Here is a 1,576-nt window from a genome sequence, read left to right on the forward strand (position 1 = left end):
GCATCGTCGATCTCGTCGATCTGCAGGCGCAACGATTCGAGGGTTTGGGGAGTGTCTGGCATCGTCTGAAAAGGGGCTGAAACCTGCCGTGCTGAAGGGGATCAGGTGTAGAACGGGGAGGGTGCGAAAGCAAAGGAAACATCTTGGGTTTTATGCATCGAAGCATTGACATGCCGGAACCCCGGACTCTAGCTATCGCGTCCTGAAATCCTTGGCCGCACCCGATGGTCGCCTCGCTTCACATCCACAGCTCCGCCGCCTCGTCGACGCGGCCGAATCTGCCCGGCCGGCGGGTGCAGCTGGCGGCGGACCGGCCGATGCCGCTGGACAGCGGCGCCACCATCGGCCCGTTCACCCTGGCCTACCAGACCTACGGCACGCTGAACGCCGACCGCTCCAACGCCATCCTGGTCTGCCACGCGCTGACCGGCGACCAGTTCGTGTGCGAGCCGCACCCGGTCACCGGCAAGCCGGGCTGGTGGAGCATGCTGATCGGCCCCGGCCTGCCGATCGACACCGACCGCTACTTCATCATCTGCGCCAATGTGCTGGGCGGCTGCATGGGCACCACCGGCCCGGCCGAGACCGATCCCGAGACGGGCCGGCCCTTCGGCCTGACCTTCCCGGTGATCACCATCGGCGACATGGTGCGGGCGCAGATGCTGCTGGTCGACCATCTCGGCATCGACCAGCTGTTCTGCGTCATCGGCGGGTCGATGGGCGGGATGCAGGTGCTGCAACTGGCCTCGGCCTATCCCGACCGGGTGTTCGCGGCGCTGCCGATCGCGACGGCGGCGCGGCATTCGGCGCAGAACATCGCCTTCCACGAGGTCGGGCGCCAGGCCATCATGGCCGACCCGGACTGGCATGGCGGTGACTATCCCGCCCGCGGCGTGCGGCCGACCCGTGGCCTGTCGGTGGCGCGCATGGCGGCGCACATCACCTACCTCTCCGAGACGGCGCTGCACCGCAAGTTCGGCCGCAACCTGCAGGACCGGCAGCGGCTGGGCTTCAGCTTCGACGCCGACTTCCAGGTCGAAAGCTATCTGCGCCACCAGGGCATGACCTTCGTCGACCGCTTCGACGCCAACTCCTACCTCTACATCACCCGCGCCATGGACTACTTCGACCTGGCGGCGGAGCATGGCGGCGTGCTGGCGGATGCGTTCCGGCCGGGCGGCAGGCCGACGCCGGTGCGGTTCTGCCTGGTGTCCTTCACCTCGGACTGGCTGTTCCCAACGGCGGAGAGCCGGGCCATCGTCCACGGCCTCAACACCGTCGCCGCCAATGTCAGCTTCGTCGAGATCGCCAGCGACAAGGGCCATGACGCCTTCCTGCTCGACGAGCCGGAGTTCCACCGCGTGATGCACGGCTTCCTCGAAGGCCTGGCCGAGCATCGCGGGCTCGGCCAGCGCCTGGCGGCCTCCCGCTGATGCCGCGCGACCTGCCCTTGCCCGACGGTCTCGAGCTGCGCCCCGACCTGCGGCTGATCGCCGGCATGGTGGCGCCGGCCACCCGCGTCCTCGATGTCGGCTGCGGCGACGGCGCGTTGCTGTCCCATCTCTGGCGCGAGAAG

At 68.3% G+C, this 1,576-nt stretch carries 2 protein-coding genes; both read left to right on the forward strand.

Annotated features, from left to right (window positions below; all coding sequences use genetic code 11):
• Positions 1 to 224: 224 nt before the first annotated feature.
• Positions 225 to 1,433 (forward strand): homoserine O-acetyltransferase MetX, encoded by a 1,209-nt coding sequence (metX, locus tag AC3XYG_RS18365; protein WP_489141300.1) that lies wholly within the window; start codon positions 225 to 227, stop codon positions 1,431 to 1,433.
• Positions 1,433 to 1,576: methionine biosynthesis protein MetW (locus AC3XYG_RS18370; RefSeq protein ID WP_489141301.1), on the forward strand; the 144-nt coding region annotated here is incomplete at its 3' end. The genes metX and AC3XYG_RS18370, both read left to right, overlap by 1 nt.

It is taken from the genome of Inquilinus sp. (genome assembly GCF_057815775.1).

Excerpts from the sequence above, each read along its gene's own strand:
- metX (WP_489141300.1), top strand. The coding sequence starts at position 225 with ATGGTCGCCTCGCTTCACATCCACAGCTCCGCCGCCTCGTCGACGCGG.